The sequence below is a fragment of the Halogeometricum rufum genome (assembly GCF_900112175.1).
Taxonomy (GTDB): domain Archaea; phylum Halobacteriota; class Halobacteria; order Halobacteriales; family Haloferacaceae; genus Halogeometricum; species Halogeometricum rufum.
In genome coordinates, this window is record NZ_FOYT01000005.1 from 109,927 (window position 1) to 136,471 (window position 26,545).

24 protein-coding genes are annotated in these 26,545 nt (G+C 68.7%); 12 read left to right on the plus strand and 12 right to left on the minus strand.

The features are described 5' to 3' along the window. Nucleotides 1-7: 7 nt before the first annotated feature. The 3 genes from BM310_RS18715 to BM310_RS18725 all read right to left on the minus strand — a co-directional run bounded on the left by BM310_RS18715 (nucleotide 8) and on the right by BM310_RS18725 (nucleotide 4,110). Nucleotides 8-2,515, minus strand: a complete 2,508-nt coding sequence (locus BM310_RS18715; protein ID WP_394328075.1) for a cbb3-type cytochrome c oxidase subunit I — start codon at nucleotides 2,513-2,515, stop codon at nucleotides 8-10. A gap of 212 nt (nucleotides 2,516-2,727) precedes the next feature. Next, nucleotides 2,728-3,462, minus strand: a complete 735-nt coding sequence (gene coxB, locus BM310_RS18720; RefSeq protein WP_089810673.1) for a cytochrome c oxidase subunit II — start codon at nucleotides 3,460-3,462, stop codon at nucleotides 2,728-2,730. 132 nt (nucleotides 3,463-3,594) lie between these two features. Then, entirely contained in the window at nucleotides 3,595-4,110 is a 516-nt protein-coding gene (locus BM310_RS18725; protein WP_177232704.1) for a DUF6789 family protein, read from the minus strand. A gap of 160 nt (nucleotides 4,111-4,270) precedes the next feature. On the opposite strand from BM310_RS18725, the gene cyaB reads away from it, so the two are divergent. Continuing rightward, on the plus strand, nucleotides 4,271-4,846 hold the full coding sequence (gene cyaB / locus BM310_RS18730) for a class IV adenylate cyclase (RefSeq protein ID WP_089810676.1): 576 nt from the start codon (nucleotides 4,271-4,273) through the stop codon (nucleotides 4,844-4,846). A gap of 93 nt (nucleotides 4,847-4,939) precedes the next feature. Beyond that, nucleotides 4,940-6,145, plus strand: a complete 1,206-nt coding sequence (locus BM310_RS18735) for a methionine adenosyltransferase (RefSeq protein WP_089810678.1) — start codon at nucleotides 4,940-4,942, stop codon at nucleotides 6,143-6,145. Here the strand turns inward: BM310_RS18735 and ppk1 are convergent. After that, nucleotides 6,142-8,706, minus strand: a complete 2,565-nt coding sequence (ppk1, locus tag BM310_RS18740) for a polyphosphate kinase 1 (protein ID WP_089810680.1) — start codon at nucleotides 8,704-8,706, stop codon at nucleotides 6,142-6,144. The genes BM310_RS18735 and ppk1 overlap by 4 nt on opposite strands. A 224-nt stretch (nucleotides 8,707-8,930) precedes the next feature. Between ppk1 and solA the strand changes: the two genes are divergently transcribed. The 5 genes from solA to BM310_RS18765 all read left to right on the plus strand — a co-directional run bounded on the left by solA (nucleotide 8,931) and on the right by BM310_RS18765 (nucleotide 13,171). Beyond that, on the plus strand, nucleotides 8,931-10,061 hold the full coding sequence (solA, locus tag BM310_RS18745) for an N-methyl-L-tryptophan oxidase (protein ID WP_089810682.1): 1,131 nt from the start codon (nucleotides 8,931-8,933) through the stop codon (nucleotides 10,059-10,061). 77 nt (nucleotides 10,062-10,138) lie between these two features. After that, nucleotides 10,139-11,302 carry a tRNA sulfurtransferase gene (locus BM310_RS18750; RefSeq protein WP_089810684.1) on the plus strand — a complete coding sequence of 388 codons (1,164 nt, stop codon included), beginning with the start codon at nucleotides 10,139-10,141 and terminating at the stop codon, nucleotides 11,300-11,302. A gap of 133 nt (nucleotides 11,303-11,435) precedes the next feature. Beyond that, on the plus strand, nucleotides 11,436-11,708 hold the full coding sequence (locus BM310_RS18755; RefSeq protein WP_089810686.1) for a hypothetical protein: 273 nt from the start codon (nucleotides 11,436-11,438) through the stop codon (nucleotides 11,706-11,708). A 55-nt stretch (nucleotides 11,709-11,763) separates the two neighbouring features. Then, entirely contained in the window at nucleotides 11,764-12,219 is a 456-nt protein-coding gene (locus BM310_RS18760) for a DUF5804 family protein (protein WP_089810688.1), read from the plus strand. Between the two features lie 79 nt (nucleotides 12,220-12,298). Beyond that, a complete protein-coding gene (locus BM310_RS18765; protein ID WP_089810690.1) occupies nucleotides 12,299-13,171 on the plus strand; it encodes an alpha/beta fold hydrolase in 873 nt (290 codons plus the stop codon). On the opposite strand, the gene BM310_RS18770 is transcribed toward BM310_RS18765, so the two are convergent. Continuing rightward, the gene (locus BM310_RS18770; RefSeq protein WP_089810693.1) at nucleotides 13,144-14,145 is read right to left on the minus strand and encodes a PLP-dependent cysteine synthase family protein; all 1,002 of its coding nucleotides are present in this window, start codon (nucleotides 14,143-14,145) and stop codon (nucleotides 13,144-13,146) included. The genes BM310_RS18765 and BM310_RS18770 overlap by 28 nt on opposite strands. Nucleotides 14,146-14,305: 160 nt before the next feature. Between BM310_RS18770 and BM310_RS18775 the strand changes: the two genes are divergently transcribed. Beyond that, nucleotides 14,306-14,692, plus strand: a complete 387-nt coding sequence (locus tag BM310_RS18775) for a thioredoxin family protein (RefSeq protein WP_089810695.1) — start codon at nucleotides 14,306-14,308, stop codon at nucleotides 14,690-14,692. Between the two features lie 53 nt (nucleotides 14,693-14,745). Next, a complete protein-coding gene (locus BM310_RS18780; protein WP_089810697.1) occupies nucleotides 14,746-15,564 on the plus strand; it encodes a hypothetical protein in 819 nt (272 codons plus the stop codon). A gap of 20 nt (nucleotides 15,565-15,584) precedes the next feature. Here BM310_RS18780 and BM310_RS18785 read toward each other — a convergent pair whose 3' ends face one another. Beyond that, nucleotides 15,585-17,753, minus strand: coding sequence for a thioredoxin domain-containing protein (locus BM310_RS18785; RefSeq protein WP_089810699.1), 2,169 nt, complete (start codon nucleotides 17,751-17,753; stop codon nucleotides 15,585-15,587). Between the two features lie 76 nt (nucleotides 17,754-17,829). Next, nucleotides 17,830-19,221, minus strand: a complete 1,392-nt coding sequence (locus BM310_RS18790; protein WP_089810701.1) for a PQQ-binding-like beta-propeller repeat protein — start codon at nucleotides 19,219-19,221, stop codon at nucleotides 17,830-17,832. 183 nt (nucleotides 19,222-19,404) lie between these two features. Here BM310_RS18790 and purD point away from each other — a divergent pair, with 183 nt between their 5' ends. The 3 genes from purD (at nucleotide 19,405) to BM310_RS18805 (ending at nucleotide 22,400) form a co-directional block, all read left to right on the plus strand. Continuing rightward, a complete protein-coding gene (gene purD, locus BM310_RS18795) occupies nucleotides 19,405-20,697 on the plus strand; it encodes a phosphoribosylamine--glycine ligase (protein ID WP_089810704.1) in 1,293 nt (430 codons plus the stop codon). A gap of 74 nt (nucleotides 20,698-20,771) precedes the next feature. Next, nucleotides 20,772-21,779 (plus strand): CPBP family intramembrane glutamic endopeptidase, encoded by a 1,008-nt coding sequence (locus BM310_RS18800; RefSeq protein ID WP_177232705.1) that lies wholly within the window; start codon nucleotides 20,772-20,774, stop codon nucleotides 21,777-21,779. Nucleotides 21,780-21,830: 51 nt separating this feature from the next. Further along, a complete protein-coding gene (locus BM310_RS18805; RefSeq protein WP_089810706.1) occupies nucleotides 21,831-22,400 on the plus strand; it encodes an acyltransferase in 570 nt (189 codons plus the stop codon). Between the two features lie 21 nt (nucleotides 22,401-22,421). On the opposite strand, the gene BM310_RS18810 is transcribed toward BM310_RS18805, so the two are convergent. From BM310_RS18810 to dacZ, 5 genes are all read right to left on the minus strand, one after another. Next, complete coding sequence (locus tag BM310_RS18810; RefSeq protein ID WP_089810708.1) at nucleotides 22,422-22,802, minus strand: hypothetical protein; 381 nt, start codon at nucleotides 22,800-22,802, stop codon at nucleotides 22,422-22,424. 2 nt (nucleotides 22,803-22,804) lie between these two features. Further along, nucleotides 22,805-23,839 (minus strand): sensor histidine kinase, encoded by a 1,035-nt coding sequence (locus BM310_RS18815; protein ID WP_089810710.1) that lies wholly within the window; start codon nucleotides 23,837-23,839, stop codon nucleotides 22,805-22,807. A gap of 51 nt (nucleotides 23,840-23,890) precedes the next feature. Beyond that, complete coding sequence (locus BM310_RS18820) at nucleotides 23,891-24,607, minus strand: hypothetical protein (RefSeq protein ID WP_089810712.1); 717 nt, start codon at nucleotides 24,605-24,607, stop codon at nucleotides 23,891-23,893. Between the two features lie 93 nt (nucleotides 24,608-24,700). Next, on the minus strand, nucleotides 24,701-25,519 hold the full coding sequence (locus BM310_RS18825) for a mechanosensitive ion channel family protein (protein WP_089810715.1): 819 nt from the start codon (nucleotides 25,517-25,519) through the stop codon (nucleotides 24,701-24,703). Next, the gene (dacZ, locus tag BM310_RS18830; RefSeq protein WP_089810717.1) at nucleotides 25,519-26,334 is read right to left on the minus strand and encodes a diadenylate cyclase; all 816 of its coding nucleotides are present in this window, start codon (nucleotides 26,332-26,334) and stop codon (nucleotides 25,519-25,521) included. The genes BM310_RS18825 and dacZ overlap by 1 nt, the downstream gene beginning before the upstream one ends. Nucleotides 26,335-26,545 lie beyond the last annotated feature (211 nt).

The following is a 26,545-nucleotide window of genomic DNA, read 5'->3' on the forward strand; positions in this document are numbered from 1 at the left end:
TGTCACCTCACAGGATGTAGAACAGCGGGAACAGGAACAGCCAGACGATGTCCACGAAGTGCCAGTAGAGCCCGAAGTACTCCACCGAACTGGCGTCGTCGAGGTACGCCCCCCGCCAGGCGCGCGCGACGAGGTAGAGCGTCACGATTAGCCCCACGACGACGTGCGCGGCGTGCAGGCCCGTCGTGAGGAAGAACGTCGACGCGCGGATGTTCGTCGAGAGGCCCAGTCCCTCGTGGAACAGGTGGTTCCACTCGATGCCCTTGTTGACGAGGAAGCCCACGCCGAGGACGAACGTCGTGACGAGGCTGGCGACCACCCCCCACCGACTCCGCTTCTCCGCGGCGACGAGGGCCAACACGACGGTGAAACTGCTCGTCAGGAGCAGGTAGGTGTTCACCAGTCCGGGCACGGGGTTCGAGGGAATCGGCTCCCACGCCGTCCACCCGAACGCGACGCGCGTGAAGACGTACGCGCCGACGAACCCGCCGAACAGCACCACGTCGCTGGCGAGGAATATCCACATCCCCACCTTGCCGTACTCCAGTCCCCCGAACGGCCACGCCTCGCCCTCGACGAGTTCGGGCCCGTGGAACGGTTCCAGCGCCATGAAGACGAGCGACCCGAGGGTGACGGTGCCGCCGAGGACGGTGGCCCCGAGGTAGACGCTCCCCATCGCACCCTCCGGGAAGGCGGCGTCGCGGAGGCCCGAGAGCCCGAAGAACAGGAAGAAGACGCCGAGGCCGACGACGAACGGCCAGATGCTGGCGTGACTCGCGTGTTCTTCGTCGTGGTGGGCGTCCGGCGGCGTCGCCGTCGCCGTCGCGACGCCGCCGTCGGACCGAACGTCCGACGAGGCTCGGGACTCGTCGGTGGTCGTCTCACCGCCGTCCGTCGCCGCTTCGGCCTCTCCGCCGTCCGTCGCCGCCCCGCCGTCCGCCGACGCCGACGACTCGCCGCGGAAGCGGAGCGACCCGTCGCGATACGTCGGCAGTCCGGGGAAGTTCTCCAACGGCGGCGGCGAGGGGACGGCCCACTCCGCCGTCGTCGCGAACTCCCAGGGGCAGTCGCCGACGGGTTCGCCGGAGAACGCGCTCTTCGTCAGGTTGTAGAACATGACGACGAACGAGAGGCCGAGGACGAACGCGCCGACGGTGGCGAGTTGGTGCCATATCTGGAGGCCGGCGGAGTAGTCGAACACGCGGCGAGGCGTCTCCCAGGCGACGAACAGCGGGAAGTAGAGCAGGTTGAAGCCGACGAAGTAGATTCCGAAGTGGAGTTTCCCGAGGAACTCGTCGTACATCCGGCCCGTTATCTTCGGGAACCAGTAGTAGAGGCCGCCGACCAGCGCCGTCACCCCGCCGACCATCACGTAGTGGAAGTGCGCGACCACCCAGTAGGTGCCGCGGAACTCGTAGTCCAAGACGATGGCCCCGAGGAAGACGCCCGTGATTCCCCCGATGATGAACAGCAACAGCGCGCCGAACACGAACAGGAACGGCGTGGTGAAGCGTATCTTCCCCTTCAGCATCGTGTAGATGAGCGCGAACACCATCAGGTCGAACGGCAGCGAGATGCCGATGGTGGTTATCATGAACAGCGTCTTTATCTGGAGGTTGATGGTCGTCAGGAACATGTGGTGCATCCAGACGACGAAGCTCTGCAGGGCGACGAGCACCATCGCCGCGATGAACCACTTGCGCCCGACGATGCGCCGACCGGTGAACGTCTGGAACACCTCCGCCATCACGCCGAGGGCGGGGAAGAAGACGATGTACACCTCGGGGTGGCCGAAGAACCAGAACAGGTGCGCCCACAGCATCGACCCGGCAGGCGACTCCAGCGCGAAGTAGGTGGTCCCGAGCAGTCGGTCCGACGAGAGGATGATGAGCGCCGCCAGTAGGGCGGCGAACGCGAACAGCATCATCCAGACGGTGAGCAGGATGGACCACGTGAACAGGGGCAACCGCCTGAGCGTCAACCCCTCCGCCCGCATCGTGTGCATCGAGGTGAGGAAGTTCACCGACGAGACGGTGACGCTGGCGACGAACAGGACGAGCGCCAACACCGCCGTGCTCGCCCCCACGTCCGGCGTGAACGTGGGGACGTTCAACGGCGCGTACATCGTCCACCCGCCGGCGAACGTGCCGCCCTGGAAGAAGGAGACGCCGAACAGGATGCCCGAGAACAGGTAGAGCCAGTACGACAGCGCGTTCAGACGGGGGAACGCGAGGTCCTTCGCCCCTATCTGGAGGGGGACGACGTAGTTGGCGAAGCCGAACGCGAACGGCGAGAGGAACCAGAACACCATGATGAGCCCGTGCGCGGAGACGGCCTGATTGTACGCCAGCGGTTCGAGCACCGTCGTCGTCGGCGTCCGCGGCGCCCACAGTTGGACGCGGAGCAACCACGCGAGGACGCCGCCGAGGACGAGGAAGAACAGCGACGTGACGATGTAGAGGATGCCGACGTCCTTGTGGTTGGTCGTGACGAACCACCGGCGAATCGTCCCCATGCCGGGGAACCCCGACTCCTCCTCGGCCGGGTAGTCGTCCGTCGTCGCGGGGACGGTCAGTTCGCTCCCGACGGCCGTCCCCCCGTCCGACCGGTGGCCGCCGTCGCCGCGGCGGTCCGCGTCGGACGCCGGTTCGGTCGCGTCGTCGCCGTCGGGGTGGTACTTCGTGTCGGTCCGTCGGTCGTCGGTGTCGTCGGTCCGGTCGTCGTGACTCATGCTCCGGCCTCCGTGGTGGCGTTCTCAGCGCTGGCGTTCCGTTCGGTACTCGCGTACCACGATTCGTACTCCTCGGGTTCCATCACGACGACGTCCGCCGTCATGAACGAGTGGCCGGCCCCGCAGAGTTCGTAACACTGCGCGGTGTAGGTGCCCGTCTCGTTCGCGCGGAACCACGTCTCCGTCTCCTGACCGGGGATGGCGTCCGTCTTCACGCGCAACTCCGGGATACCGAAGTTGTGGAACACGTCGTCGGAGGTGACGACGAGTCGGACGGACCGGTTCTCCGGCACCCGCAGGACGCCGTCGGTGGTGTGGCCGTTCGGGTAGGTGAACCGCCAGCCGAACTGGTAGCCCTCGACTTCGACCTCCATCGTGTCGTCGGCCTGCGGCCCCTCCTCGACGAACAGGAGGGTGCCGTACGTCCACGAGACGAGCGAGATGACGACGATGGTACTCAGGAGGAAGGAGGTGAACAGTTTCTTCCCCCCGCCGCCGCCCGTCGGGAGTTCGCCGAGGACGGGGCGGTCCACGTCCGCGTCGTATCCGTTTCCGGCGCGGTACTTGTACGCGTTGTACAGCATGTAGCCGATGACGACGACGGCGACGACCGCCCCGAGGAGCAGGAACACCTCGTAGATGCTCCTGAACACGTACGCGCGTGTCCCCCGGGGAACCAACCCCGACTGCAAGAGGACCGGGACGGCGTCACCCGCGGTACCGTGGTACATGTGAACTCTTGTCGATAATTATTATTAATCGTATTTATCTATTGCGTGGCGACCGGCCCGGACGACGCCGGACCGGCCGCTATCGAAGGGCGGCCGAGAGCGAAGACGGAACGAGGAGAACCGAGCGCGCGGTCAGACCTGATGCTGCGGGATGCCGGTCGTTCGGTGGAGGACCACGCCGAGCGTCAGTCCGTACACCCAGTGTGCGAGGAGCGAGAAGAGGAGGAAGACGACGACGGTGACGGCTGCCGCGTCGGGCCAGAAGGCCGGGACGAACCCCGTCCAGAAGAACGTCGCGAACGTCGCGCCGCGGAGGTACCGCGGTTCCGCCGGCGGGAGGAACGCGCCGAGGACGAGGAACGTCAACGGCAGGACGATGGTGCCCCCCAACCCGAACAGGAGGACGCCGAGCGCCAGCGTCGGTTCGAGGCCGAAGAAGCCCGCGAACCCGGCGAACTGGGTTATCGGTTCGGTCTGGAACAGCCCCAACAGCCCCGGGACGCCGACCAGTACCGGCAGCATCAGTACCGTCCCGGCGAAGCCGCCGAGCATCGCGACGAGGACGACGTTCCTCGTTATCGGTATCTCGAACGACTCCAGCGTCTCCTCGACGCCGACTGACTCTCGTTCCGTGAGTTCTCCACTCATGGTATCACTTGTCACGATAGAGTGTAGCAGATGATAAATGATTACATTTGTAAGATGATGAGAATCGGGACCGGCTCGACGGGAGGCGCGGGGCGGGTCGAACGGCCGACGACGACGGCAGAGCGCACACCTTTTGGTCGGGCGCGGAAAGCCTGCGTACATGTACGAAGTCGAGGTCAAACTCCCCGCCGACCACGAGGCGGTCCGCGAGCGACTCGTCGACGCGGGCGCGGCCCACGAATCGAGCGTCACGCAGCGTGACACGTACTACGGCGCGCCGCACCGCGACTTCGCGGAGACGGACGAGGCGCTTCGCGTCCGCCGCGAGACGCGGTACCCCGGCGAGACGACCGACCCCGACGAGGGCGACGGGTCGGAGACGACGACGAAACTCACCTACAAGGGACCGCGCGTCGACGCCGACTCGAAGACGCGCACCGAACACGAGACGGTCGTCGGCGACGACGAGAGCGCCGACGGCGTTCTCTCGGGACTCGGCTTCGAACCCGTCGCGACGGTGGAGAAAGAGCGCGACTTCTACCGCCTCGACGGCTACACCGTCACGCTGGACGCGGTGACGGACCTCGGTGAGTTCGTGGAAGTCGAGACGGCGGCGCGGTCCGAAGACGAGATAGACGCCGCGCGCGACGGCGCGTTCGCCGTCCTCCGCGACCTCGGCCTCGACCCGGACGACCAGATTCGCACCTCCTACCTCGGCCTCCTCCTCGACGACTGAGCCGCATCGCGGCGGGGTAATGCCCCATAGTAATACTTCGGTGGCCGATGTTTTCCGCAAGTTATAGCACCGAGTGGGTCCGAGGGGCAGTCAATGACCGAGCGGAACATCAAAATCGAGGCGGTCGAGCGACTGGCCGTCGAAGACCAGAGCGTCGAAATCGTCGAGCGAAAGGGCATCGGCCACCCCGACTCTATCGCCGACGGCATCGCAGAGAACGTCTCCCGCGCCCTCTCGAACCTCTACCTCGACCGGGTCGGTAAAGTCCTCCACTACAACACCGACGAGACCCAACTCGTCGCCGGCGAGTCCTCGCCCGCCTACGGCGGCGGCGAGGTCATCGAACCCATCTACATCCTCCTCGTCGGGCGCGCGACCAAGAAGTACGACGGGAAGAAACTCCCCGTCGACGCCGTCGCCCTGAAGGCCGCCCGCGACTACCTCCGGGAGAACATCCCCGAACTGGAGTTCGGGACGGACGTCATCGTGGACGTGAAACTCGGCGAGGGGTCCGGCGACCTGCAGGACGTCTTCGGCGAGGAGACGGCCCAGATTCCGATGTCGAACGACACGTCGTTCGGCGTCGGCCACGCCCCCCTGACGGAGACCGAGAGCATCGTCCTCGACGTCGAACGGCAACTGAACGGGCCGTACGCCGAGCGGCACCCCTACCTCGGGCCGGACGTGAAGGTGATGGGCAAGCGCGAGGACGACCAGATAGACATCACCGTCGCCGCCGCGATGGTCGACAGCCACATCGACACGCTGGCGGAATACAAAGACGCCGTCGAACACGTCCGGGGCTACGTCTCCGACGTCGCCACCAAACACACCGACCGCGGGGTGAACGTGGACGTGAACACCGCCGACGACTACGACGAAGGGTCCATCTACCTCACCGTCACGGGCACGAGCGCAGAGATGGGCGACGACGGGTCCGTCGGGCGCGGCAACCGCGCGAACGGCCTCATCACGCCCAACCGCCCGATGAGCATGGAGGCGACGTCCGGGAAGAACCCCGTCAACCACATCGGGAAGATATACAACCTCCTCTCGACGGACATCGCCGAGGCCGTCGTCGCCGACGTGGACGGCATCCGCGACCTGCAGGTGCGTCTGCTCTCGCAGATCGGTCGCCCCATCGACGAACCGCACGTCGCCGACGCGAAAGTCGTCACCGACGAGGGCGTCGAACTCGGCGACATCGAGGCCGACGTCGAGGCCATCATCGACGAGAAACTCGCGAACGTGACGAACGTGACGCGCCGCGTCATCGACGGCGAGATGTCGACGTTCTAGGCGTAGTACCGGCGCAGTAACTTCTCCGCCGCCTCGCGCGTCTTCCGGTACTGGCGGTCCCCCTCCGGCGTCCGAACCGCGTAGTCGTAGCGGCGACTGTCGGGGACGTACCAGCGGTCCGCGTGGTCGCGCATCACCTGCGGCAGGTCGGGGTCGTCGGGGCCCCCGTCTCTCGCGACGCCCGTCGCCGAGGGCGACTCCTCGGGTTCGTCGCCGGCGTCGCTCTCGGCGCTCGCGTCGCTCCCGTTACCGAGGGCCACCTCGTCGCCGGCCTCCACTTCGTCGCCGGCACCGGCCCCGTCGCTGCCGTCCTCGCTTCCCGTCTCGGACCGGGGCGCGACGAGGAGTTCTTCGGACACGGCCGGGTGGCCGGTGGGGATGCCGCGGGTCGCGTCCCGGCCGTGCGCGGACGCCGCCTGCTCCATCAGAATCGACTGCATGTTGACGACTGGTTCGCCGTCCGCGGGGTGTTGCTGGTCGTACGACCCGTCCGCGTTCATCGTCCACCGCTTGCGGTTGTCGGTCATCGACAGTTCGAGGACGAACCGGAGTTGCTCGCGGATGTCGCGGTCCTCGACCGGCGCGACGGCCTCCACGCGCTTGTCGAGGTTGCGTTCCATCCAGTCGGCCGACCCGATGAACCACGCGGGGTCGCCGCCGGCGTCACCGGTCGCCCGCGAGGGCGGGGGGCTCCCGCCGTTCTCGAAGTAGAAGATGCGCGAGTGTTCGAGGAAGCGGTCCACGACGCTGTGGACGGTGACGTTCTCGCTCACGTCGTCGAGTCCCGGGCGGAGGCGGCAGATGTCCCGCACCACGAGGTCGACGTCCACGCCGGCCATCGACGCGCGGTACAACTCCTCGACCATCTTCGGGTCCTCCAGTCCGTTCACCTTGACGACGATGCGGGCGTCCTCGCCGTGTAGCGCGTACCGGGCCTCCTTGCGGATGTAGCGGGTGAACTCCTCGCGCATCGTCACCGGCGCGATGAGGAGTTTGCGGAACTGCTCGTCCAGCGAAGGGCCGGTGAAGAAGTTGAACACCTTCACGAGGTCCTGCCCGATGTCTCGGTCGGCCGTGAGCAGACCGAGGTCGACGTAGCCCTTCGCCGTCTCGGAGTGGTAGTTGCCGGTGGCGACGTGCGAGTACAACTGCACGCCGTCGTCCTCCTCGCGGACGACCAGCGCCGTCTTCGTGTGCGTCTTCAGGCCGATGGTGCCGTAGGCGACGTGGATGCCCTCCTCCTCCAGTCGGCGGACCCACTCCAGGTTGTTCTGCTCGTCGAACCGCGCCTTCAACTCGACCATCACCGCCACCTGCTTGCCGTTCTCGGCGGCCTCGATGAGGCTCTGGATGACCTGCGAGTCCGAGGCCGTCCGGTAGATGGCGGCCTTGATGGCGAGGACGTCGGGGTCCGTGGCCGCCTCGTCGAGGAACCGCTGGACGGTGTCGTCGAAGGAGTGGTACGGGTGGTGCAACAGGATGTCGTCGCGGCGAATCTCCGAGAACACCGTCGGCGTCGACTCCGCCGACACCTCGGTCGGTCCGGTGCCGCGTTCGAGTCGCGGGTGCAACTGCGGCGTCCACGAGTCGAGTTTCAGGTCCGGTCGGTCGAAGTCCACGAGCGACATGAACTCGCGGTGGTCGAGGGGCCCGGGGAGACGGAACACCTCGTCCTCGGCGATGTCGAGTTGCTCCCGCAGGAGGTCCACCACGACTTCGGGGGCGTCCTCCTCGACTTCGAGGCGGACGACGGTGGCGAAGCGGCGTTGCTCGATGACCTCCTGAATCATGTCGATGAGGTCCTCGGCGACTTCCTCGTTCCGCCGCACCTCCGCGTTGCGCGTGAGGCGGAACACCGTGGTGTCGACGACTTCGACGTTCGGGAACAGGAGGTCGAGGTTCGAGCGGATGACCTCCTCCAGCAGGACGTACTCGTCGTCGTCGACTTCGACGAGTCGCGGGCGGTTCTGCGGAATCTTCACGCGCGTGAACGTCGGTTCCTCGCCGGCGTCGGGCCGCGTCATCACGGCCAGCGAGAGGCTGAGATTGGAGATGAACGGGAACGGATGCGCGGGGTCGAACGCAAGCGGCGTCAGCGTCGGGAGGACCGACTCCTCGAAGTACTGTCGCATCCGCTCCCGTTGGGACGCGGTCAGGTCGTCGTAGCCGTGGACGTAGATACCCTCGTCGGCGAGGGCGCCGCGAATCTCGTCGAGGTAACACTCGGCCTGCGCGCGGAACATCGGCCGGGCCTTCTCCAGCACCTCCGTCAACTGCTGTCTCGGCGTGCGACCGTCCACGGTCTGTTCGGTCACGTCGGCGTCTATCTGCTGTTTGAGCCCGCCGACCCGTTTCATGAAGAACTCGTCCATGTTCTTCGTGAACAGCGAGAGGAAGCGGACGCGTTCGAGGAGCGGTTGCCGGTCGTCCAGCGCCTCGTGGAGGACGCGGCGCTGGAACTCCATCTCGCTCAGTTCACGGTTGAGGTAGAACTGCGGGTCGGTCAGGTCGACGTCGATATCGTCCGGTTCGTACGGTTCGATTCCCAATGTATCTTCCATCAGCGGAGTTCGGCAGTAGATGTTCGAACGTACGGCACGTTTTCCGCGGTCACTCGTTACGAACCGATGACCACGACCGCATTAAGCGTTTTATATTGGTAACCTATGCGCCACACCTTGATATTAGTTCACAAACGTGGAGTATATAGACGCACGACCCCGTCGGGGTACGCCGGCGACGCGTTCGACAGCAGTTACTTTACCGCCGGCCGGGAACGGCGACCATGCAGAGTCGATACGACGCCGTCGTCGTCGGCGTCGGCGGCATGGGAAGTGCGACGGCGTTCCACCTGGCGGCCCGCGGGGCGGACGTCCTCGGACTGGAGCGCTACGACATCCCGCACGAGAGGGGTTCCTCGCACGGGGTGACCAGAATCATCCGGAGAGCGCAGTACGAACACCCGGCGTACGTCCCCCTCGTCGAACGGTCCTACGACCTGTGGCGGGCGTTGGAGGAGCGAACCGGACGCGACCTGCTCTTCGTCACGGGCGGCATCGACGCCGGACCGCCCGACAGTCAGGTGTTCGACGGGTCGCGGCGGTCCTGCGAGGCCCACGGAATCGACCACGAACTGCTCTCGGCGGCCGAGGTGAACGAACGGTTCCCGGGGTACGACCTGCCCGAGGGCCACCGCGCCGTCTACCAACCCGACGGCGGTTTCCTCGTCCCAGAGCAGTGCATCGTCGCCCACGTCGAGGCCGCGCAGGCCGAGGGCGCGGAGATTCGGGCGCGCGAACCGATGCGGCACTTCGCGCCGTTGCCCGACGGCGGCGTGCGGGTGACGACGCCGAAGGGGACGTACGAGGCGGACCGACTCGTCGTGACCGCGGGCGCGTGGGCGCCGAAACTCGTCCCCGAACTCCGCGGCGTCGCCGTCCCCGAACGGCAGGTGCTCGCGTGGCTTCAGCCGACCGACCCGGCGGCGTTCGACCCGGAGAACTTCCCAGTGTTCGTCCACGAAGACGGTGACGCCCACTACTACGGCTTCCCCAGACACGACGTTCCGGGCTTCAAGTTCGGGCGCTTCAACCACTTCGAGGAGACGGTCGACCCCGACGAGATGGACCGCGAACCGCGCCCCGCGGACGAACGGGTGCTCCGAGACTACGCCGAACGCTGCTTCCCGACGGGGGCCGGGCCGACGATGAAACTCGCCACGTGCCTGTTCACCAACACCCCGGACGGCCACTTCGTCCTCGACAGACACCCCGACCACCCGCAGGTCACCGTCGGCGCGGGCTTCTCGGGTCACGGCTTCAAGTTCGCGAGCGTCGTCGGGGAGGTACTCGCGGACCTCGCCCTCGACGGGACCACCGACCACGACACCGACCTGTTCCGGATGGACCGGTTCTGAGTGCGGACCGGGAGGCGTCATCGGTCGCGACTCGGCCGAGACGCTAGCCTCATATCGGTGGACACAGTAGCCCGTCTGTGACCGAAGCGGACGCCGTCCTCGTCGGATTCGGCGAGTTCGGAACCAAGAGCAGCGAGGTGCGCGCGAAGATGGCCGACCGGTTGGCCGGGAGCGTCCGCTCACTCCTCGAAACCCGCGGCATCGCTGGCGAGGTGGACCGGCGGTGGTCCCGTCTCGTCGTCCGCACGCCCCGTCCGGAGGCCGTCGCCGAAGCGGTGGCGACGCTCCCCGGCGTCGCGTTCGCCCGCCCCGTCCTCGTGGTCGAGGCGACGCGGGACGCCGTCTTCGACGCACTCCGAACGCTCGCCCGCGACCACGGACCCGAGGAGTCGTTCGCCGTCGACGGCACGCGGGTCGGCCCCGCGGACAGACACGCGTTCTCCGGTCGGGACCTGAACGTCGAGGGCGGCCGACTCGTCGAGGAACTGACGGGCGCGCCCGTCGAGTTGGACGACCCCGACCGGACGTACCGAATCGAGGTCCGCGGCGACGACGCGTTCGTCTCCACCGTCCGGTTCGAGGGCCCGAACGGGCTCCCCCTCGGCACGCAGGGGCGCGTGGCAGTCCTCGTCAGCGGCGGCATCGACTCGCCCGTCGCGGCGTGGCGACTGATGCGTCGCGGGTGCGTCCCGCTACCCGTCTACGTGGACCTCGGCGACTACGGCGGGGCGGACCACCGCGCCCGGGCGTTCGAGGTGATACGGACGCTCGCCGAACGCGCCCCCGGCGAGGACGTCCGCCCCCGCGTCGTGGACGGGTCGGCGGTGGTGGACCGACTCGTCGCCGACGTCGGCGACACCCGCATGCTGTCGCTCCGCCGGGCCATGCTGGTGATGGCGGAGGCAGTCGCCCGACGGGACGGCGCCCACGCCGTCGCGACGGGCGAGTCCCTCGGACAGAAGTCGAGTCAGACCGGCGCGAACATCGCCGCGACGGACGCGGCGGCGACGATCCCGGTCCACCGCCCCCTCCTGACGGCGGACAAGTCCGACATCGTCGCCGAAGCCCGGCGAATCGGCACGTACGACGACTCGACGCTCCCCGCCGGCTGTGAGCGTGTCGCGCCGGCGCACCCGGAGACGAACGCCTCCCTCGACGCGGTGGTCGACCGCGAACCCGACGAACTACTCGCGATGGCGCGCGACGCCGGCGAGTCCGCCTCGGTGGCGGACCTCGACTGAGCCGACCGCGGCGGTCCGGCGGTTGTGTGAGTATCTGTCCCGTGCCGAGAGATAACTACACGAACGTACGTGTTTTCCAATGAACGACCGGTGTAAAATGGATTTACATAGCTGAAGCGCGTACGTTCGTCCGATGACAGAGACTCGTCGCCCCTCCTCCTCGAACGCCGGTGCGGGGTGGACCGTCAGGCAGGTCACTCCCCGTGCCCGGTGGCGTCGCGGGAGCGACACCTGCCCGGCGTGCGATGCGACCGTCGAACTCGACGACGCCCACTATCAAGTAGAACTCGACCGCGAACGTCCGCGGACCCGCCGCGAGAAGTTGACGCGGGAGCGCAGACTCCTCTCGTTCTGTGACGAGACGTGCGCGGACGAGTGGGTGTCGACGTTCGACCGCATCGACTGACGGCGCGGCCGCCGCATCGGAACCGATAAAGCCCGCCCGCGTCAGGTGACCGAACGTGACGCGGGTCTGTTTCGTCGGGTCGCCCGACGTGAACGTGCAGTACGAACTGCTGTCGAGAGACACGGCGCGGGCCGCCCTCTCGACCTACGAGATTTACGACCCGTTCGAGAACTCGCTTGCCGTCGACACCGTGAGCATCGGCGCCGCCGTCTCGCTGTGTAACGACCTGAACTGGTATCTCGTCCGCTTCGTCGACCACGTGTTCGTGATGGAGCCGAGCATCTCCGGCGACGAGTGGCTCTCGCGCCGCCTCGCGGAGGGCGTCCGCGACGGCGACGTCCGCCCGGAGGAGACGAAGGAACTCCTCGCCGTCTACGGCGTCGAGGACGGACGACTGGTCGAACCGATGTACGTCTCGCGCCGCCCGGACGGGTCGATACCGTCCTACGACCTCCGCGACGTGGCGGAGACGGTGGTCGTTCGCGTGGCCGAGTCGGAGTTCGGCGGGTAGTCGGCGGGTCGTCGTCGCGGCCGGGCGGACAGTCAGACGCGCCTATATCTTTTTTTCCCAGAGCGCAGAAGGGACCCGTATGCAGGTCCCCCACGGCGCGACGAGACGCGAGACGACGCTCGACGGTCTCCGCATCTCCTCGCTGGTCGCCGGAGAACCGTCGGACCCGTCGGTCGTCCTCGTCCACGGCGGGGGACTCGACAGCGCCGAACTGTCGTGGTGCGAGCTGATACCGGCGCTGAGCGACGATTACCGCGTCTACGCCGTCGACCTCCCGGGGTACGGCGACAGCGACCCGCCCGAACGCGTCCCGACGACGGACTACTACGTGCGCGTCCTCGAACGGTTCCTCGACGCCGAGGGCGTCGAATCCCCCGCGCTCGTCGGCGCCTCCCTCGGCGGCGCCATCTCGCTCGGCTACGCCCTCGAACACCCCGACGACGTGTCGGCGCTGGTCGCCATCGACAGTTACGGGCTCGGCGGGTCGGTGCCCGGCGGTCCGCTCGGCGCGCTGTTCGTCCGCCTGCCCCGCCTCTCGGAGTGGTCGTGGCGCGCCACCGCGCGGAGTCGGACGCTCGCGTACTTCGCCGTCCGCGCCATCGTCGCCTACGGGAACGTCCGGCGACGCGTCGTGGACGAGGTGTACGAGGCGGCCGCCGAGAACGACGGGAGCGCGTGGCGCGCGTTTCAGCGGGCCGAAGTCGGCTTCACCGGCCCCCGGACGAACTACGTGGACCGACTCCCGGACCTCGCGGTGCCGACGCTGTTCGTCCACGGCGAGGACGACAGGTTCGTCCCCTCGGCGTGGTCGGTGCGCGCGGGGTCGCTGGTGCCCGACGCCGAGGTGCGAATCCTCCCGGAGTGCGGTCACTGGCCGCCCAGAGAACAGCCGCAGCGCGTGAACTCGCTCGTCCGCCTGTTCCTTCAGTCGAACATGCCGGTGGACATGTAGCGCTCGCCGCTGTCCCAGAACACCGTGACGACGAGGGGGCAGTCGTCGGCCGACTCGGAGCGGCCGGGGCCGCCGTCCGCGCGGGCGTCGCCGTCCTCGGGCACGTCCTCGACGACGTAGCGTTCGGGCGGTTCGGGGCAGTTCGCCTCCGGCGTGGCGAGTCGTTCGGCGACGCGCTTGGCCGCGAGGTTCGACGCACCCGAGGACTGGCCGACGAGGATGCCCTCCTCGCGGGCGAGGCGGCGACACTCGGCCTCGGCGTCTTCGAGCGGGACCGTCTCCACGTGGTCTATCAGGTCCGTGTCGAGGTTCGGGCTGACGAACCCCGGTCCCATCCCCTGGTAGTCGTCGCTGCCGGCCTCGCCCGTCGACAGGACGGGGTTCTCGGCGGGTTCGACGGCGACGACCTCCATCTCGGGGAACTCCTCGCGGAGGCGACGGCCGTTGCCCGAGAGCGTCCCGCCGGTGCCGACGCCGGCGACGAGGGCGTCTATCTCTCGGTCGCCCACCTGTTCGAGAATCTCCTCGGCCGTCGTGCGGTAGTGCGCACGGGGGTTCGCCTCGTTCTCGAACTGACGGAGTTGGGTCATCCCCTCGGCCTCCAGTTCGTCCGCTCGGTCCTTCGCGGCGGAGATGTCGCCCTCGACGAGTTCGATGTCCGCGCCGTAGGCGCGCATTATCTCGCGTCGCTCCTTCGAGGCCGACGCCGACATGACGATGGTCAGGTCGTACCCCTTCGCGGCGGACACCATCGCCAGTCCGATGCCGGTGTTGCCGCTGGTCGGTTCGACCAGTCGGTCGCCGGGCGCTATCTCGCCGGCGCGTTCGGCCGCCTCGATCATGGCGAGTGCCGGGCGGTCCTTCGCCGACCCGCCGGGGTTCTTCGACTCCACCTTGGCCGCTATCGTCGCGCCCTCGGGCGACGACACCTCGACCAGCGGGGAGCCGATGGTTTCGAGAATGTTGGCGTCCATCGTCGTCCGGTAGTAGGTTCGGCCCGAAAACGGTGGCGGACGGGGGCAAGAGACGCCGATACCCGCCGCGGCCGGTACGAATCCGCGTCGCACCGCGCGACGGACGGCGAACCTCTCCGCCACCGCGCGCTTTACGTCGCCGCGGCCGCTACCCGGTCGCATGGCCGACGCCGAATCCGGAACGCTCGACACGATGCAGCCGAACCCCGCGTGGGACGCCGCCTCCTACGAGGACGCAGTGGACGCCCTCGCCGAGGACGGACTCGTCTTCAAGGTGTGGGGCGGCGACTGGTGCAAAGACTGCCGCACTCAACTGCCGGACTTCGCCGCCGCCCTGCGGGCCGCGGAGGTACCCGAGGAGAACGTCGAACACTACCCCGTCGAGAAGGCCGACGACGGCAGCAAGGTCGGCCCCCTCGTCGAGGAGTACGACGTCGAACGCATCCCCACCGTCGTCGTCGAACGCGAGGGGAAGGAAGTCGCCCGCTTCGTCGAGGAGGAACGCGTCTCCGTCGCCGTCTACCTCGCCCGACGGCTCTCCGAGTAGCGCGTCTCCAGCCCCGTCCCCGCTCCGGACCTATCTACCCCTCCCCTCCACAGATGCCCGCAGACGACTTCGAAGGCACGCACACGCTCCTGAGCGACGACTACGCCGGCGCGCTCGCGCGAACGGTCGACTCGCTGGTCCCGTACGCCGACCGAGGACTCGTCAGACTCGACGAACCGTGGCTGGAGGAAGAACCGGACGGCGAGGACTGCCGCGAGGCGTGGGAGGCGGTCCGCGACCGGTTCGAGCGCGCGCCGGACGACGACGCGAGTTCCCGAGAAGCGTGGCGCGTCGAACTCGTGGACGACGGAACGGGTTTGGATGCACTTTCACGTCTGGTCGAACTGGCGGGCGGCATCGCGGGCCGACACTTCGTCTTCGAGGTGGAACTCGCGCGCGAGGGGCGGACCGCGCTGAGCGCGATGCCGCACCACTCCGACCTCCGAGCCGACGCCGACGCGCTCCCCGAGGCGGCGTTCGCGGCCGCCGAAGACGCCCTCTCGGGCCTCGACGCCTGCCTCGTCGCCGACGACCCGGTCGCCGAGTGGGTCGCCCGCGACCGACGGTGGAGCGTCGGTCCGGCCGTCTGCGAGGAGACGCTGGACGAACGGCGGGCGAGTTGCTACGGCATCGCCAATCTCCGCGGCGTCGCCGTCGCCGCCGACGGGACGACGCTCCGACTGTCGTGGGGACTGGACGGCCCCGTCTCCGACGACCCCATCGGGAAGGCGCTGACGTGGACGATGGAGAAACTGTACCGCCCGCCAGCGGCGCTTCCCTGTGGAGACGCCGAACGGGCGGAGCGAGTGGCGACGTTCCTCGCCGAGACGCTCCGGCGGTTCGACGGCCGAGAGATACGCGGCGAGGCGTGAGCGACGGCCGGACGAGCGGGTCAGTCGAAGTCCGCGTCCACGTCGTCCAAGTCCACGTCCGAGTCGAGGTCCACGTCCGGGCCGCCCTCGAACCACGAGAGCGCTTCCTCGACGGAGTGGGCGGGCGGCGAACAGGCGCGGCCCTCGCAGGCGTAGACGGTCGGTTCGCCGTCGCGCATCTCCCGGCCCCGCCAGACCGGCGGCACCTCGTCCAGACTCAGCGCGTCCAGCCACGGCGACAGGTCGTCGTCCGTCGGCGGCCGAACCGAGAGGACGGCGTCGGGCACGTAGCGTTCGGCCAGCGACCGGCGGAACGACTCGGGCAGGCCGTCGGCCGCGACGACGACTTCGGACCCGCCGCGGGCGCGCTTCTCGGCAGCCAGCGCCAGCGAGACGTGTTCGAGCGGCCGGCCGCGGATGCGGTCGGCGTGCGTGTCGAGCACCGTCCCCGCGACGGCGGCGAAGTCGGCGTCCGGGGCGAAGGCGTCGAGGTCCGACAGCAGGGAGACGGCGACGCCGACGCTGGACGGCGTCGACTGGTCCTGTAGCTCCTGCGGCCGGGTGACGAGCGCTTCGCCGTCGGCGGGGGTGAAGTAGAGCGTCCCCGCCGCCTCGTCGTAGAACGACGCGACGATTTCGCGGGCGAGGTCGACGGCGAACGCGAGGTGGGCCACGTCGCCCGTGGTCTGGTACAGGTCGAACGCGCCGCGGGCGAGGAAGGCGTAGTCCTCGAGGTAGCCCGCACCTTTCACGTCGCCGTCCTTGAACCGGCGGGAGAGCCTCCGCTCGTCGGCGTCCCAGAGGCGGTCGCGGACGAACTCGAGCGCGTCGGCCGCGAGTTCGGCGTACTCGTCGCCGAGGACGAGGCCGCCGCGCGCGAGGCTCGAAATCATCAGGCCGTTCCAGCCGGCCAGCACCTTCTCGTCGCGGGGCGGCCGCGTCCGCGACTCGCGGGCCTCGAACAGCGTCTCGCGGGCGGCGTCGAGGTGGTCGACGACGTCCTCGGTCGTCAGCCCGTGCGCCTCGGCCACCTCGTCGACCGGCGTCGAGACGGTGAGGACGGTGGTGCCGTTCTCGAAGTTCCCGCCGGACGTGACGCCGTAGTAGTCGCAGAACACGTCGGCGCGCGTCTCGTCGGCCAGCGCATCCCGCACCTGCTCGGGGGTCCAGACGTAGAACGTCCCCTCCTCGCCGCCGCTCTGCGCGTCGAGCGTGCTGTAGAACCCGCCGTCGGGGTGGCGGAGTTCCCGCGCGACGAAGTCGAACGTCTCGCGGGCGACTTCGGCGTAGTCCGCGCGGCCCGTGAGGCGGTGCGCGGCGAGGTAGGCGCGGGGAATCTCGGCGTTGTCGTACAGCATCTTCTCGAAGTGCGGGACGGTCCACTGTCGGTCGGTCGCGTAGCGGTGGAAGCCGCCGCCGACGTGGTCGTACAGGCCGCCGTTCGCCATCGCGTCCAGCGTCTCCATCGCCACGGCGAGCGGTTCGTCCTCGCCGGAGTGGACGGACGACCGGAGGAGGGCCTCGACGCGGCCGGGTTGGGGGAACTTCGGGCCGCCGGAGCCGAAACCGCCGTACTCGCGGTCCGCGCCGCGGATGGCGGCCTTGGCCACCTCGCCGAGAATCTCGGTGCCGGGCGACTCGCCCGGGTCGTCCGGCGTCTCCTCCAGTTGGTCGCGAATCGCGCTCGTCCACTGCTCGGCGCGGTTCTCTATCTCCTCGCGGTCGTTCTCCCACGCGTCGGCGAACGACCGGCAGAGGTCGAGGAAGCCGGGGACGTTGCCCCTGTCCCGCCGTTCCTCCTTCGGGAAGTACGTGCCGACGTAGAACGGCTTGCCCTGCGGCGTGAGCCAGACGGAGAGGGGCCACCCGCCGCCGCCGGAGACGAGTTGGCAGATGGTCTGGTAGATTCGGTCCAGGTCGGGTCGCTCCTCTCTGTCCACCTTGACCGGGACGTACGACTCGTTCAGCACCTGCGCCACCGCCTCGTCCTCGAAGCTCTCGTCGGCCATGACGTGACACCAGTGACACGCCGAGTAGCCGACCGAGAGGAAGATGGGGCGGTCCTCCTCGCGGGCGGCCTGCAGGGCCGTCTCGTCCCACGGTTGCCAGTTCACCGGGTTGTCGGCGTGTTGCTGGAGGTACGGGCTCTGCTCGTCGGCCAACCGATTGCGCCCCAACGCGTCGCTCATACCCGAAGGACGGTGCCGCGGCGACTAAAGGACCGTGGAGACGGCGACTCGGTGCGCCGCCGGCGGGTCGGCCGCGTCAGGGCGTCAGGGCGAGGAGGGTCGACCGGCCGTCGGCGAGGTAGGCGGTGTCGGCGACGCCGACGGCGTCGAAGACGGTGTCGCGGCCGAACGAGGCGGTGGCCTCGCCCGCGGAGTCGACGGCGTAGACGGTCTTGAACGGGTCGTCGGCGTCCTCGGCGGTGATGGCGGTGGCGACCAGCGAGTCGTTCGTCGCCGCCTCCGGCCACGCGTTGTTCGACGGCGGGGCGAACGTCCAGCGTTCGCCGCCCGCGGCGTCGTACGCCGTCGCGGCGTCCTGCCGGACGCCGGACCGGGTGTAGAGCGTGTCGCCGTCGGGGTCGAAGAGCAACCACTGCCCGTAGTCGTCGTCGCGCCAGACGACGGTGCCGTCGGCGTCGACTGCGACGACGGCGTCGCCGCCGGCGTACAGTCGGTCGCCGGCGAGGCGGAGTTCGTGGACCGGCGCGTCGTACCGCCAGTCCACGTCGCCGTTCGCCGCGACGCCGGACAGGGTCGCCCCCTCGTCCTCGCCGGTGAGGACGAACGCTCGGTCGCCGGCGACTTCGACCCGCGTCGCCGGGCCGTCGCCGACGGTGAAGCGCCTCGCACCGTCGCGGCCGAGGGCGACCAGTCCGCCGTCGGTGGCGACGACGACGCCCCACTCGCCGACGGCGACGTCGTCGACGGCGGCGAACGTCCGTTCCCACGCGACCGTTCCGTCGGTGGGGTCGACCCCGTAGACGACCGTCGTGAGCGGTTCCTCGGGCGTCTGATGGCTCATCGGCGTCTCGTCGGCCGGCGGGAAGAACTCCAGACCGGTGGCGACGAGGAGGCCCGCGGAGACGCCCGCGACGCCGAGTTCCCGGTCGCGTTCCAGCGACCACCGTTCGTCGCCGGACGCCCGGTCGAACGCGTGGAGGGCGGTCCACTCCCGTTCGTCGGCCCGGCCGGCCACCGCGTAGACGGTGTCGCTGTCGAGCGTCACGCCCCACCCGCCGCGGGCGATTCGCTGGTAGGAGGCGTGGGACCCGCCGACCGCCTCGCCGTCCATCGGCGTTCGCCACCGGACCGACCGGTCGCCGGGGTCGACGGCCGCGACGGCCGAGTCGCCGCCGTCCCGACTCAGCGTCACGTACAGGGGCCCGCCGGCGTCCGCGGCGTCGGCGGCGTCCAGACCCAAGACGTGCCAGTCGTCGAACGACAGCGTCCAGTCGGGCGACCACGTCGGTAGGTCGCCGGGCGTCGTCGTCGGGGCGTCGTCGGCCCCGTTCGGGGCCGATTCGGTCGCGTTGGCGGTGTCGGCCGAGGCGGTGCCGTCGCCGCGGCGTGGACTGCCGACGCACCCGGTCGTCGTCGCCCCCGCTATCGCGCCCGCGCCCAGTCGGAGGAAGCGTCTGCGAGAGACCATACACCCCGTCTCGGAGGGACCAGAAAGGGCCTTCCGGTGAGTGAAAGGGGCGTTTGAGAGTTCCTCGCGCGGGCCGGGACGCGGAGTCGCGAGCCCCCGCCGGCCCAAGAATATGCACGAACGTGGTCAGAACCGGTCGTGAAAAGAACAACCTTTACACTCTCGTGCGAGGTGGCTTCGCGTATGACGGAGACGGCGCTTCTCGTCGGCGGCGGCGGCCGCGAACACGCCATCGCGCGTGCGTTGACTGCCAGCCCCGACTGCGAACTGTACGCGTGTGCGAGCAACCGCAACCCCGGCATCGCGTCGCTCGCGGCCGGGTTCGAGCAGGTGTCGGAGACGGCGGCCGACGACATCGTCGCCTACGCGACCGAGGTGGGCGCGGACGTGGCCGTCGTCGGCCCCGAGTCGGCCCTCGAAGCGGGCGTCGCGGACGCCCTCGACGACGCCGGCGTCTACACGTTCGGCCCGCGGGCCGACGACGCCCGCATCGAGACGGACAAGGCGTTCCAACGGGAGTTCATGGCCGAAGAGTCGATTCCGGGCTGCCCCGACTTCGCCGTGTTCGAGGACACCGAGGCCGCCTGCGAGTACGTCGACGACTACGACGGCGACCTGGCGGTCAAGCCCGCCGGTCTGACCGGCGGCAAGGGCGTGAAGGTCACCGGCGACCAGGTGACGAAAGAGGAAGCCAAAGCGTACCTGCGCGACTCCGACTACGACGAAGTCGTCCTCGAAGAGCGACTCGTCGGCGAGGAGTTCACCGTGCAGGCGTTCGTGGCGAACGGCGACGTGCGCCCGACGCCCGCCGTACAGGACCACAAGCGCGCCTACGAGGGCGACGAGGGGCCGAACACCGGCGGCATGGGCAGTTACAGCGACGCCGCCGCGGAACTGCCGTTCATGTCGTTCGACGACTACGCGGCGGCCGTCGAGATTCTGGAAGCCACCGTGGCGGCGTTGGACGACTACAAGGGCGTCCTCTACGGCCAGTTCATGCTCACGGCCGAGGGCGTGAAGGTGGTGGAGTTCAACGCCCGGTTCGGCGACCCCGAGGCGATGAACACGCTGCCCGTCCTCGAGACGCCGTTCCTCGACGTGGTGACGGCCGGCCGCGACGGCGACGAACTGCCGGAACTCGAGTTCGCGGGCAAGGCGACGGTGTGCAAGTACGCCGTCCCCGACGGCTACCCGGCGGACCCCGATTCGGGGGCGCGCATCGAGGTGGACGAGGAGAACGTCGGCGACGCCCTCCTGTTCTACGCCAGCGTCGACGCCCGCGAGGACGGCCTCTACACGACCACCTCGCGGTCGTTCGCCGTCGTCGGCGTCGAAGACACCATCGAGGCGGCCGAACGGTCGGCGGAGGCGGGACTCGCCGCGGCGGGCGAGGGCCTGCGCGTCCGGCACGACATCGGTAAGCCCGAACTCGTGCAACGCCGCATCGACCACGTGGCCGAGTTGCGCGACGAGTAACCGCCTTCTCGGGGGCTGACAATCGGGCGTCGGATTGTTGCTCCGGCGCGACGAACGACGAGTCGGTGGTCGCGATGGACGACACGCGCGGCGTCGACGACGGCGGACGCAACGACGACAACGGACGTAGCGACGGCGACGGCGGACGCAACGACGACAACGGACGTAGCGACGGCGACGGCGGACGCAACGACGACAACGGACGTAGCGACGGCGACGACGGACGCGGGCGGGACGGACAGGTCGCCCGACTCCGCGGCCGCGGCGTCGGTTCGCCGTGGGCGTTCCCCGTCGTCTATCTCGGTTGGACGTACGCCTGGTGGGCGCTCGTCGTCGCTTCCGGGGAGTCGGTGTGGTCGTTCCCGAACGTGGCGTTCTTCCTCGTCGGGGGTCTCAGCCCCGTCATCGCCGGACTGGGTCTCACGTGGCTCGCCAGCGGACGGACCGGACTCCGTGACCTGTGGCGTCGGCTGACCGACGTGCGTCGCGTCCGTCCGCGCTGGTGGGCGGCGGCGCTGCTGGTCTACCCCGCGCTCAACCTCGTCGTCGCCGGCGTGGGCCTGGTCACCGGCGTCACGGACGCACCGCTCGAAGTCGCCGGCCTCGACCGCCTCCTCGACCCGATAGGGCTGTTCGGCCTCCTCGCGTTCTCGCTGCTGCTCCCGTTGCCCGAGGAAGTCGGCCTGCGGGGGTACTGGCTCGACCGGCTTCAGGCGCGGTGGACGGCGCTCGTCGCCAGCCTCGTCCTCGGGGTGACGTGGGCGGCGTGGCACGTGCCCCTGTTGTTCATGGAGGGGTACTACAGCACGACGACGTTCCAGCCCGAACCGGTCCCGTTCCTCGGGAGCATCGTGTTCGGCGCGGTGCTCTACACGTGGCTGTACAACAACACCGGCCGGAGCCTGCTGGTCGTCGTCGCCTTTCACTTCTCGGGTAACCTCGCCGGTGAACTCGTCGGGCTGACGCCCGCCCTGTACGGCTACGGGTTCGCCGCGACGGCCGTCGCAGCGCTCTTCGTCACCGTCTGGTGGGGCGGGGGCACGCTTCGGCGCGGGGAGGAACCGGTCTCCGACCCGGCGTGAGGCGGCCCCGGGACGCGGAGCCTTTTATCCGAACGGGACCAATCGACGGCCGTGAGCGACGACAACGACGCGGCGGGCGGCCGACACCACCGAGTGCAGCGCCATCCGACGCCCGGACCGCTGAACTCCCTGCAGTACTGGACGGACGCCAAGCCCGTCTGGCGAGTCGTCCTGAACTACCTCCTCGTGTGGGTGGCGCGTATCGCCCCCTTCCTCCGGTGGAAGAACTGGGCGCTGCGCCGACTCGGCGTCACCGTCGGCCGCGGCGTCTCGTGGGGGCTGGAGGCGACGCCGGACGTGTTCTGGCCGGAACTCATCACGCTCGGCGACGACGTCATCGTCGGCTACGACTCGGTCATCCTCTGTCACGAGTTCCTGCAGGACGAGTACCGCACCGGCGAAGTCGTCGTCGAAGACCGGGCGATGATCGGCGCGAAGGCCGTGCTCCTGCCGGGCGTCCGCGTCGGCGAGGGCGCGCAGGTGGCCGCGAACTCCCTCGTCACGCGGGACGTGCCGCCGGGGACGACGGTGGCGGGCGTCCCCGCGCGGCCGATGTCGGGCGCGGAACTGGACGACGGAGACGACGCGGACGCCGGAACCGACGCGGGCGACGGCGCGTGACCGTCGCCGGGACGCGGTGACTCACGCCCGGTGGAACGCGTAGTACGAGAGGGGGAGTGCGACGAGGAGCGACGGCCAGAACCACCGCACCTGCGTGAGTGGGTCGGGCGGGGCGAAGACGGCTCCCGCGACGAACGCGGCGGCGACGGCACCCGCGGCCGTGCGCGCCAGTCGCTCGCGGTCGGTCGGCGGGCCGCGCGCGCCGAGTCGGCGGCGGACGAGGAGGTAGACGAGGGCGAACGGCGAGACGGCGCAGACGACGGCCCAGAACCGCGCGTGGTCGCTCCCTCGGGCCGCTGCGTCGGCGAAGACGGCGTACGCGAGTGCGACGCCGCCGGCGGCGGCCGCGACGGCCGCGAGACCGAACCCGACGAACGCGACCGGTCCGGGTTGGAGGAGCATCCTCAGGGGCGCGTGAGCCGAATCTTGAAGACGGCGCCGCGGGGGTCGTTGTCCTCGACCCAGATGTCGCCGCCGTAGCTATCGAAGACGCTGTCGGCGAAGAAGAGGCTGATGCCCGTCCCGTGGTGCAGTTGGTCGTACTCCTCGCGCCCGAAGATGAGGTCGCGTTGCGACTCGGGGACGCCGGGGCCGTTGTCCGCGACGGCGAGGACGACGTGGTCGTCGCGTACCTCGACGGAGACTTCGACGACCGGGTCGTCGGCGTCGTTGTGCGCGACGGCGTTCTCCAGAACCGCCTCGACGGCGGCCGACAGCAGGTCGTCGGCGCGGACGACGACTTCGGGGAACACCTCGAAGTTGAACTCGGCCTCGGGGAACTCCTGCATCACCTCGACCAGCGTGTTGTTGAGGACGATGTCGAGGCGGACCGGGCGGTTCGACGCGTCGTGGGACCGTTCCAAGAGGTCCCGCAGGTCGCGGGCCCGTTCGGTCTTGTGGACGATTTGGAGTATCTTCTCCTGCGCTCGCTCCAGACTCTCGGCGGCCTCGTCGCTGGACGTCTCCGACTGCGCTCGCTGGACGTGGCCGTACATCACGTTGAGTTCGTTGCGCAGGTCGTGTCGGAGCAGTCGGTTCAGCACCTCCGAGGCGTTCTCGTACTGCTGCTGTTTCGTCGTGTCGACGAAGATGGCGACGGTGCCTTCGACGGTGCCGTCGACGACGATGGGCGCCGCGGAACCGCGGCCGTACACCTTCTCGCCCGACCTCGTCTCCGCGACGAACTTCCCGGACCACGTCTCGCCGCGCGAGAGGTGGTCGACGATGTCCTCGTAGATGCGGTCGTCGCCGGAGATGACCGCCGCCGACTCGCCGACGAGGTCACCGGAGTCGTAGCCCAGAAACTGCAGACCGCTGGCGTTGACGTCGCGGATGACGAAATTCGTGTCGGCGATGAGAACCGGAGCCCCGGTGCTCCGGAACGCCTCGCGGTAGACGTTCCCGCCGAGACGGTGTTCGTCGTCGGAACTCCAATCCACAGCACTACCTCGTACTCGGAGTATTTCATTCTCCGGGTTTGACCGGTCGGATCAGAGACGGGGAATCTTGCCGCGCAACTCGAAGATGCGCTGGTAGTACGCGGCGACGACGCCGCGAATCTCGCCGAAGTCCCGGTCGCGGTCGGTCCGACCCCACTCGTCGTGTAACTCGACGCCCAGAACGAACTGCCGCGCGAGTCGCTCCGCCTCCTCGTCGGAGCATCCCGGAACCATCGCCCGCACCTTCAGGCGGTGGGCCGCCAGCGCCGTCCGTCGCCACCCGGCCTCACGCTGACCGTGTCGCCGCCAGAACTCCGTCTGTCGGCGCGCGTACGTCTCGTCGATGCCCGCGTCCGAGCAGACAGCGGACAACAGGTCGCGAACGTCGTCCCACCGCGGGTCGTCGAGAACGTCGGCCCCGCGCGGTGCCGGGCCGCACGTCAGGACGAGGTCCGACGGCAACTGGGACCGGTCGGCTTCGACCGCCGCCCAGTTCTCTATCTCGTCCTGCAGAAAGAGGGCCTGGACGAACGTCTCGCCGGCGCGTTCGGCGTGCCGCCGGGGTCGGCCCGGAAACTCCGCACAGAACACGGTCGACATCGCCGTCGTCGCGGTTTCGGCCGCGGTCCGCGCGCCGTCGGCGTCGCCGCACAGCAGACAGTCCTCTCGGAGGTCCTGGTGGAAGAACGCGTCGAGCAGTCGCTCGCTGACTTCGCGGGCGGTCGGCGAGACGTCTGCGACGTCTCCGAGCGGGAGGTTTCGGCTCATGGCGACATCGGGGACCGTAGCACGACTATTCATCAGTCTATACAGGTCTCGTATCAAAACAGTTTCGGGGAGAGATGTGTCACCGCGCCAACGTCATCGGAGGCGGACGAGCCCCACCTCGAACACCTTCCGGTTGGGGACGATGTACTCCTCGCCGTCGTCTTCGATGTGCGTGACGAACAGGTCCACCTCCTGGACGATGCCGCCCGTGTCGCCGACGCGAACCTCGTCGCCGATGGCGTACGGTTGCGTCAAGAGGAGGTACGTCCCCGCCGCACCCGACTTGAGCAGGTCCGCGAAGGCGATGCCGCCGAGGAAGACGATTGCGAACAGGTAGGCCGCCAGGAGGACGACCAGCGCCAACGTCGCCACCCCGAGTTGCGAGAGGGCGATGAGGAACGCGAGGAAGAACACGGTGTACTTCGCGGCGGCGGGGATGACGCCGACCTGCGGGAGTTTGACGCCGCGCAGTCGCTCTTGGACCAGCAGTCCGACCTTGTCGCCGACGACGATACCGACGATGAGGATGACCACCGCGAAGAACAGCATCGGCAGGAACTCGACGACCTGACTCCAGAACCGGTCGGCGTAGTTCACGTTGGCGATGGACAACGCGGCGAGGACGGCGACGCCGACGACGAAGTAGCGGACCAGCCAGCCGAGGAGTTCGACCGTCGAGGTGTCGAAGTTCCGCGCCGTCCGCTCGAACGCCGTCCCCTCGATGGCGTCGGGGACGCCGAGTCCGTCCAGAACGCGGCGGGTGAGCGTGCCGAGGACGATGGCGACGACGAAACCGGCGACGAGGACGACCAGTGCGAACCAGACGTCTCTGGGCAGCAGGTCGGTGAGTTCGGCGAAGAACGAATCCGCGGGGTCGCTCTCCGCCTGCAGCAGTGTCGCCGCGGGCGTCATCAGTAGTCCTCCGGGTCGATCTCCAGAATCATCTTCCCACCCTTGAACGCACGGACCAACCCGTCGGACTCGGAGAGGACGATGGTCGTCGAGTTCGTGTCGCGAGTGATAGCCGCACCGGCCATGTGCCGCGCACCGAGTCCCTTCGGAATGTCGACGCCCTCGGCTGCGGGTTCGAGGTATCGGTAGGCGCTGACTATCTTCCCCGAGTCGGAGATGATGAACGCGCCGTCCAGTCGGGAGAACTCCTTGAGCATCACGTTCACGATGGGGTCGCCGACGTGGACGTGGGACTTCTCGAACGGGTTGTACGACAGCGGTCGGGACTTGTTCATCACCTTCCCGGCGTCGCCGACGACGAACAGGGCGCCGACGGGCTTGCCCTTCTGGCCCTTCTTTCCGAGTTCGATGGCCACCTCGAACACGTCGCGGATGACGCTCGGGTCCGCCCGCGAGTTGGCGAACAGGTCGTAGATGCCCGAGCGCATCTCTTCGGTGACGCGGACGCGAATCACGGCGTCGTGGTCACCGCCAAACACGGCGACGTTGCAGGCGACGACGTCGTCCTCCTCGACGACGCCGTTCCCCATCGCCCCCTCGATGCCGAAACGGATGCGGTCGCGGACGTTGTCGAACTCCAGGGGGAGTTCGATGTACTCCGCCGCGTCCACGGTGTTCTCGGGGGCGACCACCACCACCGGAGTGTCGAGGCTCTCGTCCTCGAACTGTTCGTAGTACGAACTACTCGGCGAGAAGACGAACAGTGCGTCCACGTCCGCCACGACATCATCGAGGAGGTCCGATAGCGCCACCATCAGTCAATGCTCTCCTGCAGTGAGAAAAAGACTTGTGGGACGTTCTCGGGGGTGATAACGGCTGACGCACGTCGGACAACTGTCGTCGCGTTCGAGCGGGACGGCGGCGAGAGCTGTCAGCGAAGGCGAACGTGCGGGTCTGCCACGTGTCGGGCGTCGAAGTTTCGGGCGGCGGGGTTCGAGCGACGGCGACGGCCAGAGGTGCGGGACC

Bases quoted from the DNA above. Each gene is read 5' to 3' on its own strand.
- BM310_RS18715 (WP_394328075.1), bottom strand. From the start codon at position 2,515: ATGGGGACGATTCGCCGGTGGTTCGTCACGACCAACCACAAGGACGTC.
- coxB (WP_089810673.1), bottom strand. From the start codon at position 3,462: ATGTACCACGGTACCGCGGGTGACGCCGTCCCGGTCCTCTTGCAGTCG.
- BM310_RS18725 (WP_177232704.1), bottom strand. From the start codon at position 4,110: ATGAGTGGAGAACTCACGGAACGAGAGTCAGTCGGCGTCGAGGAGACG.
- cyaB (WP_089810676.1), top strand. From the start codon at position 4,271: ATGTACGAAGTCGAGGTCAAACTCCCCGCCGACCACGAGGCGGTCCGC.
- BM310_RS18735 (WP_089810678.1), top strand. From the start codon at position 4,940: ATGACCGAGCGGAACATCAAAATCGAGGCGGTCGAGCGACTGGCCGTC.
- ppk1 (WP_089810680.1), bottom strand. From the start codon at position 8,706: ATGGAAGATACATTGGGAATCGAACCGTACGAACCGGACGATATCGAC.
- solA (WP_089810682.1), top strand. From the start codon at position 8,931: ATGCAGAGTCGATACGACGCCGTCGTCGTCGGCGTCGGCGGCATGGGA.
- BM310_RS18755 (WP_089810686.1), top strand. From the start codon at position 11,436: ATGACAGAGACTCGTCGCCCCTCCTCCTCGAACGCCGGTGCGGGGTGG.
- BM310_RS18765 (WP_089810690.1), top strand. From the start codon at position 12,299: ATGCAGGTCCCCCACGGCGCGACGAGACGCGAGACGACGCTCGACGGT.
- BM310_RS18770 (WP_089810693.1), bottom strand. From the start codon at position 14,145: ATGGACGCCAACATTCTCGAAACCATCGGCTCCCCGCTGGTCGAGGTG.
- BM310_RS18775 (WP_089810695.1), top strand. From the start codon at position 14,306: ATGGCCGACGCCGAATCCGGAACGCTCGACACGATGCAGCCGAACCCC.
- BM310_RS18780 (WP_089810697.1), top strand. From the start codon at position 14,746: ATGCCCGCAGACGACTTCGAAGGCACGCACACGCTCCTGAGCGACGAC.
- BM310_RS18785 (WP_089810699.1), bottom strand. From the start codon at position 17,753: ATGAGCGACGCGTTGGGGCGCAATCGGTTGGCCGACGAGCAGAGCCCG.
- BM310_RS18790 (WP_089810701.1), bottom strand. From the start codon at position 19,221: ATGGTCTCTCGCAGACGCTTCCTCCGACTGGGCGCGGGCGCGATAGCG.
- purD (WP_089810704.1), top strand. From the start codon at position 19,405: ATGACGGAGACGGCGCTTCTCGTCGGCGGCGGCGGCCGCGAACACGCC.
- BM310_RS18800 (WP_177232705.1), top strand. From the start codon at position 20,772: ATGGACGACACGCGCGGCGTCGACGACGGCGGACGCAACGACGACAAC.
- BM310_RS18810 (WP_089810708.1), bottom strand. From the start codon at position 22,802: ATGCTCCTCCAACCCGGACCGGTCGCGTTCGTCGGGTTCGGTCTCGCG.
- BM310_RS18820 (WP_089810712.1), bottom strand. From the start codon at position 24,607: ATGAGCCGAAACCTCCCGCTCGGAGACGTCGCAGACGTCTCGCCGACC.
- BM310_RS18825 (WP_089810715.1), bottom strand. From the start codon at position 25,519: ATGACGCCCGCGGCGACACTGCTGCAGGCGGAGAGCGACCCCGCGGAT.
- dacZ (WP_089810717.1), bottom strand. From the start codon at position 26,334: ATGGTGGCGCTATCGGACCTCCTCGATGATGTCGTGGCGGACGTGGAC.